Genomic DNA, 7,063 nt, shown 5'->3' on the forward strand with positions numbered 1-7,063 from the left:
GACGGCTGTTCTTACTCTTTCCTTTGCTTCTTTAACAGCTACAGTAGCCAAACCTACAATATCAAAAGACGGTAATCCGTTAGCTATATCTGTTTCTACTGTAATTAAACAACCGTTCAATCCGAATAGGACGGCCCCGTATATACGTGAAAACATGAATCAACACTCCATTATAAAAGCATGTGTAATATGTCTTATATCATAAGAGGGTTTCGTTTTTAGGATTTCGATGACATCAAAGCGGCAAGGACGGTCGTTCTCCTTATACTGTTGAAGCCAGCATTGCGCCGTCTTAACAATTTTTTTGCGTTTTCTGTAATGAACCGCTTCCGCCGGTACGCCGAACCGTTCGGATCGTCGTGATTTTACTTCCACAAAAATCGTGGTCCCCTTATACCTGGCTACAATATCGATTTCTCCGAAAGAGGTCGTATAATTGACAGCCACAATATCGTACCCTTTATGACGCAAAAAATCGGCAGCCAGATCTTCACCCTTATAGCCGAACCGTTTGTAATCCGTCACCTTATCACCTCATGGTTTCAGTATAGCCGCTCTTTCTGTGAAATTACTTAAACTCTTTCTTAAAAATACATAAAAAATCGGATGAACCTCATTGAGATTCATCCGATTGCTTATAATCCCTTTACAGCCAGCCAGGCGATAATGACGGCCAAGGCGGCTACTGCTGCAATACGAATCAAAGCGGACGAGTTAAAGGTAACTGTTATCCTTTTTTTCTTCTTCGTCATATTTATACTCCGGGCCATGCCATCTCTTTACCGCCCAAAATATGAGCGTGCATGTGGTGTACCGTTTGGCCCGCTTTTTCTCCCGTATTGAAAACTACGCGATACCCGTCTTCAGCAAGGCCCAAGGAGGCTGCCACTTTTTGAATGGCAAAGAGCATACGCCCTGCCACAGCCGCATCATCCTGTGTAAGAGCCGCAATACTTTTAACATGTTTCTTGGGAATAACCAATACGTGTACAGGCGCTACGGGAGCAATATCTTCAAAGGCGTAAAAATCTTCATCTTCATACACTTTTTTGCTCGGTATTTCACCCGCCGTAATTTTACAAAAAATACAATCTTCCATCATACATCCTCCTTCTCTACTCCCGTCAAAATCGTACCGTCACGGCCCGTCAGGAGTATCTTTATAATACGACCGCTCGTATAAGCGGTCGGAACTTCCGCACGTATACGTTCGTACTGTTCCGAAAATCCTTCAACTGTCGTCCCTTTTACTTCTTCAATAAGAACGTGAACGGTCTTACCGATCATGCCGTCGAGAATCTCTTCCTTCTGCTTTTTGGATAAGGTATTTACCGTTTCGACACGCTTTTTCTTTACGTCACTGCTTACCTGATTCTCCATTTGCGCTGCCGGAGTTCCTTCCCGCGGCGAATAGGGAAAAGCATGAATATGGGAAAACTTTAGTCGTTTCAAAGTATCCATTGTTTCGTCAAACAACTCGTCCGTTTCGCCGGGAAATCCCAGTATTAAATCGGTTGATACTGTAAGATCTTTAATCTTTCTATGCAAGTCTTCGATAAGGAGTATATACTCTTCTTTTGTATAGTGCCTCTTCATGCTCTTAAGAATCTCATCGGACCCCGATTGCATGGGTAAGTGTAAATGAGGACAAATTCTGGAAGAAGAGTTGATAGCCTCTACCAAATCGTCACCGATTTCCACGGACTCGATAGAACCCATACGAATACGGGCAACATCCGTTTCCGCCAAGAGCCTTTTAAGTACGAGTGCCAGTGTAGGCCTGTCGGGCAAATCCATGCCGTAGGCCCCTAAATGGATACCTGTCAAAACGATTTCCTTAAAACCTGCCGCAGACAGTCGCTTCGCCTCTTCAATAATCGCATCGGGTTGCCGGGATTTCAGACTACCGCGAGTGTAAGGGATAATACAATAGGCACAGAAATTATTGCACCCTTCCTGAATTTTTAAATCTGCCCGCGTATGTTCTACTGCCGACGGATAAAGAGGGATTTCTTCGAACTCATCTCTTCCCATAATGTCATGTACCGCCCGGACGGTTCGTCCGCTTCGTTCGTTACGTAACGATTCGACAACTTGAACGATGCGCTTTCGTTCGTTCGTCCCGATAACGGCATCCACGCCGGGAATGGCTGATAATACATTGGGAGATAACTGAGCATAACAACCCGTGACAATAACAAGGCCGTCAGCATTATTTCGTTTGGCACGACGTATAATTTGACGCGACTTTTTTTCACCTACATGGGTGACGGAACAAGTGTTGATAACGTATACATCGGCCGGACCGCTAAAATCCGCCTCTTCATAACCTGCGGCGGCAAAAAGACCGCGCATACTGTCCGTATCATATTGGTTCACCCTGCATCCCAGAGTAGTAAAAGCAATAGTCGGCATTAAACAAATCCTCTTTCATACATAATGACGGAACAAGCCGCCAAAGCCGCCGTTTCTGCTCTCATAATTCTTTTGCCGAGAGATACGACGGCATATTGTTCGCAAGATGACGTAAGCTCTTCTATTTCTTCCGGAGCGTATCCGCCTTCCGGACCGATACAGATCACAGTATCTTCCCCGGCCGCCCGCTCAACGGCAATCCGTGCCGCTTTTTCTTCCCCTTCGTAAGGGATAAAGAAAAAGTACCGGTCGTATTCTTGTATAAGTTCTTTTAAAGTCCTCACTTCATCAACGGAAGGGACTCGAGTACGACCGCATTGCTTTGCCGCCTCGAGAGCTATTTTCTGCCATCTTACACAACGTTCTTTACGACGTTTTTCATCTAATTTTACTACACAGTGTTTCATTTGTATAGGAACGACGCGGTCTACCCCCAACTCCGTAGCCTTTTGAACCAACCAGTCGAAACGATCATTTTTCAACAAAGCGGCAGCTAAAATCAGCTCCTGTCGCTCTGTTTTATCTTCAGGTACAATCTTCTTCAACGGCCGCATCAAGACCCTTTCACCGGCCGTATCTGCAATAAGACAAGTATAGGCAATCCCCGTACCGTCCGATACGGTAAGAACATCTCCCGTAACGTGACGCAATACGCGAACAACATGGCGAGAGTCCTCGGGGGATAAATAGAATTCCCCTTCTATAGGAAAATCTGTAAATAATTTACGCATTATATACTCCTTAACACTAGGGCATACCAACCGTTTTCAAATGCTTTCCGTTCAACGGAAAAACCGTATCTTTCAGCATAGTTTCTGACTTCTCCTACGCGTTCATCAATAATACCGCTCGTAATGAACAGACCGCCTTCTTTTAAGTAATCTTTTAAATTCGGCAACAAACGAAGAATCAGGTCCGTAACCAGGTTTCCTACAATAAGATCAGCCTTTTCTCCTCGAGGCGCCATTTGTTCTAACAGGTCACTGACAACCAAAGTCGTACAGGCATCTGCAGCATTTAATTTTATATTCAGTCGAGCCTGTTCTACAGCCTGCTCATCGTAATCACCGGCCCGCACCGTAGAAGCTCCGCACTTGGCAGCTACAATAGCCAGAATACCGGTACCCGTACCGACATCGTATACGACTTGTCCCTGTTTAACAAAGTCTTCCAGGAAACGAATACACATGCAAGTTGTTTCATGAAATCCGCTGCCGAAGGAAGCTCCCGGATCGATACGAATAACTTCCTCACCTTCTCGGACCGACACGGACTCTCCTACCGGTGCCGCCCAAAAACGTGCTGATACTTTTTTAGGATGAAAGAACTCCTGCCATGCATATAACCAGTCCGTTCCCTCACCTTGCCGAACGGTCAAATCATAGTCTTGCCATGTATGTTCCTGCCACAAAGAATCTAAGAGTCGACGAATTTCTTCAGCCACACGTTGTCCCTCGGCTTCCGTATATACAGTCAGAGATTTCATGCCCTTTTCATCCGTTTCGCCTTCTGTTACGGATACATTCACCAGGGATTCCCAAATGAGGGATGAAACACTGTCGGCACTTTCAACCGGTACGTGTAATCCTATTTCCGTCCACTCCATATACACCTCTCCTTTATACGACAAAAAGGCTGCGAACAAACTCGTTGTCCGCAGCCTGTAAGACCTACATTCCGGCTGCAAATTGACTGTATCCGATACATCTGTTACGGACTATTTTCGTCAACCTGTCCCAGATTCCTTCTTTTTTATTTTTTTCTTTTTTACCCTTACTTTCATCTTCAACAAGCCAATCTTCTCCACCGGCTATGCCGAATTCTTTAAGCAACCGTTTCTGTTCCGAGTTGAGGCGTTTCGGCACGACAACATTGACCTGAACATGATGATCGCCGCGACGATCCTTGGACCCGAGAACGGGAACTCCCTTGCCCTTAATACGGAACAAGGTTCCGGTCTGTGTTCCTGCAGGGATTTTCAAGTCAATTTTACCGTCCATAGTCTCTACACGAATAGTCGCACCCAGTGCGGCCTGAGTAAAGCTGACGGTCTGCTGCGAAATAATGTCGTTACCGCGACGAACAAAGTTCGGATCTTTACGCACGAAAATGTATACATACAAGTCACCGCGACCGCCACCGCGCACTCCCGGTTCACCTTCACCGGCTATGCGCAATCGTTGACCGTCATCGATGCCTGCGGGAATCTTGACTTTAATCTTTTTACGCACACGAATCGTACCCGTTCCGTGGCACTTCTTGCATTTCTTTTCAATAATCTTACCTGTACCGCCACAATGAGAGCACGTACGAACATTGACCATCTGCCCGAAGGGAGTATTTTGTACGACCCTTTGTTGCCCCGTACCGTGACATTCAGGACAAGTATCCACCTTACTTCCCGGTTCGGCACCGTTACCGTGACAATGGTCACATGTGTCATCCTTCGGTATCTGGATTTCCGTTTCATCACCGAAAACGGCTTGCTTAAAAGTAATGTCTAAGTCATATCGTAAATCGGCACCTCGTTCGGGTCCGTTCTGTCGTTGTGCCCGACCGCCGCCGAAAAAGGAGTCGAAAATATCACCGAATCCGCTGAAGTCACCCTGGAATCCGCCTTGGCCGAAACCGCCCTGACCGAAGCCTCCAAAGCCGCCGAAACCGCCGGCACCGGCGCCTCCGTTTTGGAAGGCGTCGGGTCCGAACTGATCATACTGTGCTCGTTTGTCCTTATCGGAAAGAACACTGTATGCTTCATTGATTTCTTTAAACTTTTTTTCCGCTTCTTCCGGGTTATCCCGGTTTTTATCAGGATGATATTTTATGGCCAGTTTTCGGAACGCCTTTTTTATATCAGCCTCGCTCGCATCTTTCGATACACCGAGCAATTCATAATAATCCTTTTTACTCATTCCGAGCTGCCCCTTTTCTTACTTCTTATTTCTTATCATCATCTACGACTTGGTAATCCGCATCGACTACATTGTCATCACCGGCACTCGTCGATTCCTGTGCCTGTTCCTGACCGGATGACTGCTGAGCCTGTTGTTGTGCTTCAGCCTGCTTATACATATCGCCGGTTAAATCATAAAGCGGTTTCGTCAATGCTTCAGATGCGGCTTTAATCTGTTCCGTATCTTCGCTCTTAAGTGCTTCTTTCAAAGCGGCAATCTTATCTTTAACTTCCGAGACCTTAGCCTGATCGGCTTTATCACCGACTTCCTTCAGCGTCTTTTCAGCCTGATATACGAGGGAATCGGCATTATTCTTAGCTTCAATACCTTCTTTACGCTTCTTATCTTCCGCTTCATGAGCAGCCGCTTCTTTTACCATGCGGTCGATTTCACTCTGGTCGAGACCGGACGAAGACGTAATGGTAATTTTCTGTTCCTTACCTGTGCCGAGGTCCTTTGCCGATACATTGACAATGCCGTTAGCATCGATGTTGAAGGCAACTTCGATGCGAGGTACTCCACGGGGAGCCGCAGGAATACCGGATAATTCGAAACGGCCCAACGTCTTGTTGTCTGCGGCCATTTCACGTTCGCCCTGCAAGACATGAACATCAACGGACGGCTGGTTATCCATAGCTGTCGAGAAGATTTGTTTGCCTTCCGTCGGGATGGTCGTGTTGCGTTCAATAATCTTCGTGAAGATACCGCCCATAGTTTCAATACCGAGAGACAAGGGAGTAACATCGAGAAGCAATACATCCTTAACATCGCCTACGAGAACTCCTGCTTGAATAGCCGCACCGATAGCTACGCATTCATCGGGGTTAATGCCCTTATCCGGGTCTTTTCCGAGAATATTTTTAATAGCTTCCTGAACAGCCGGAATACGGCTGGAACCGCCGACGAGGATAATTTTATCAATTTCATCGATGGAAAGACCCGAATCTTTAATAGCTTGGCGAGTCGGTTCCATCGTAGCGTGTACGAGGTCTGCCGTCAATTCATTGAATTTAGCCCGCGTCAGCGTAAGATCCAAGTGTTTCGGACCGCTGGCATCTGCTGTAATGAACGGCAAATTAATGTTTGTCGACATAACAGTGGACAATTCAATTTTTGCTTTTTCAGCCGCATCTTTCAAGCGCTGTTCGGCCATCTTATCCTGTGAAAGGTCGATGCCCGTTTGTTTCTTAAATTCTTCTACCAGCCAGTTCATAACGGCGTTATCGAAATCATCGCCACCCAAGTGAGTATTACCGTTCGTTGCCTTAACTTCAAAGACACCGTCACCCAATTCGAGGATAGATACGTCGAATGTACCGCCGCCCAAGTCGAATACGAGGATCTTACCTTCACCGCCCTTATCAAGGCCGTATGCAAGAGCTGCCGCCGTCGGTTCGTTGATAATACGCAATACATCGAGGCCTGCAATCTTACCAGCGTCTTTTGTTGCTTGTCGTTGACTGTCGGAGAAATAAGCCGGAACTGTAATAACAGCCTGCGTCACCTTTTCGCCCAAATACGATTCGGCATCTTCTTTTAATTTCTGCAAGATCATAGCCGAAATTTCCTGAGGCGTGTAATCTTTACCTTCAATCTTTACAGTATAGCTTTCACCCATGTGACGTTTAATAGAAGCTACCGTATTTTCAGGATTGGAAATAGCCTGGCGCTTTGCCAATTCCCCTACAAGACGT

At 46.3% G+C, this 7,063-nt stretch carries 8 protein-coding genes; all 8 read right to left on the minus strand.

Annotated features, from left to right (window positions below; translation table 11 throughout):
• Nucleotides 1-156, minus strand: a 156-nt coding sequence (locus tag PGX78_RS04970; RefSeq protein WP_333523917.1) for a magnesium chelatase domain-containing protein, incomplete at its 3' end; no start/stop codon positions are given.
• A gap of 3 nt (nucleotides 157-159) precedes the next feature.
• On the minus strand, nucleotides 160-525 hold the full coding sequence (locus tag PGX78_RS04975) for a YraN family protein (protein ID WP_270445654.1): 366 nt from the start codon (nucleotides 523-525) through the stop codon (nucleotides 160-162).
• A gap of 229 nt (nucleotides 526-754) precedes the next feature.
• Complete coding sequence (locus tag PGX78_RS04980) at nucleotides 755-1,099, minus strand: histidine triad nucleotide-binding protein (protein ID WP_040773586.1); 345 nt, start codon at nucleotides 1,097-1,099, stop codon at nucleotides 755-757.
• Nucleotides 1,099-2,415 (minus strand): tRNA (N(6)-L-threonylcarbamoyladenosine(37)-C(2))-methylthiotransferase MtaB, encoded by a 1,317-nt coding sequence (gene mtaB / locus PGX78_RS04985; RefSeq protein ID WP_270445655.1) that lies wholly within the window; start codon nucleotides 2,413-2,415, stop codon nucleotides 1,099-1,101. Before mtaB ends, PGX78_RS04980 begins: the two co-directional genes overlap by 1 nt.
• Nucleotides 2,415-3,146, minus strand: a complete 732-nt coding sequence (locus PGX78_RS04990; protein WP_270445656.1) for an RsmE family RNA methyltransferase — start codon at nucleotides 3,144-3,146, stop codon at nucleotides 2,415-2,417. Before PGX78_RS04990 ends, mtaB begins: the two co-directional genes overlap by 1 nt.
• A complete protein-coding gene (locus tag PGX78_RS04995; RefSeq protein ID WP_270445658.1) occupies nucleotides 3,146-4,021 on the minus strand; it encodes a 50S ribosomal protein L11 methyltransferase in 876 nt (291 codons plus the stop codon). The genes PGX78_RS04990 and PGX78_RS04995 overlap by 1 nt, the downstream gene beginning before the upstream one ends.
• A gap of 64 nt (nucleotides 4,022-4,085) precedes the next feature.
• Nucleotides 4,086-5,327 (minus strand): molecular chaperone DnaJ, encoded by a 1,242-nt coding sequence (gene dnaJ / locus PGX78_RS05000; protein WP_270445660.1) that lies wholly within the window; start codon nucleotides 5,325-5,327, stop codon nucleotides 4,086-4,088.
• A 25-nt stretch (nucleotides 5,328-5,352) separates the two neighbouring features.
• The coding region (dnaK, locus tag PGX78_RS05005) for a molecular chaperone DnaK (protein ID WP_270445661.1) at nucleotides 5,353-7,063 on the minus strand (1,711 nt) is incomplete at its 5' end.

The sequence above is a fragment of the Megasphaera sp. AF13-6AC genome, assembly GCF_027685385.1.
Lineage (GTDB): Bacteria > Bacillota > Negativicutes > Veillonellales > Megasphaeraceae > Megasphaera > Megasphaera micronuciformis.

Coding starts and splice junctions, on each gene's coding strand:
- PGX78_RS04980 (WP_040773586.1), bottom strand. CDS start 1,099: ATGGAAGATTGTATTTTTTGTAAAATTACGGCGGGTGAAATACCGAGC.
- PGX78_RS04990 (WP_270445656.1), bottom strand. CDS start 3,146: ATGCGTAAATTATTTACAGATTTTCCTATAGAAGGGGAATTCTATTTA.
- mtaB (WP_270445655.1), bottom strand. CDS start 2,415: ATGCCGACTATTGCTTTTACTACTCTGGGATGCAGGGTGAACCAATAT.
- dnaJ (WP_270445660.1), bottom strand. CDS start 5,327: ATGAGTAAAAAGGATTATTATGAATTGCTCGGTGTATCGAAAGATGCG.
- PGX78_RS04995 (WP_270445658.1), bottom strand. CDS start 4,021: ATGGAGTGGACGGAAATAGGATTACACGTACCGGTTGAAAGTGCCGAC.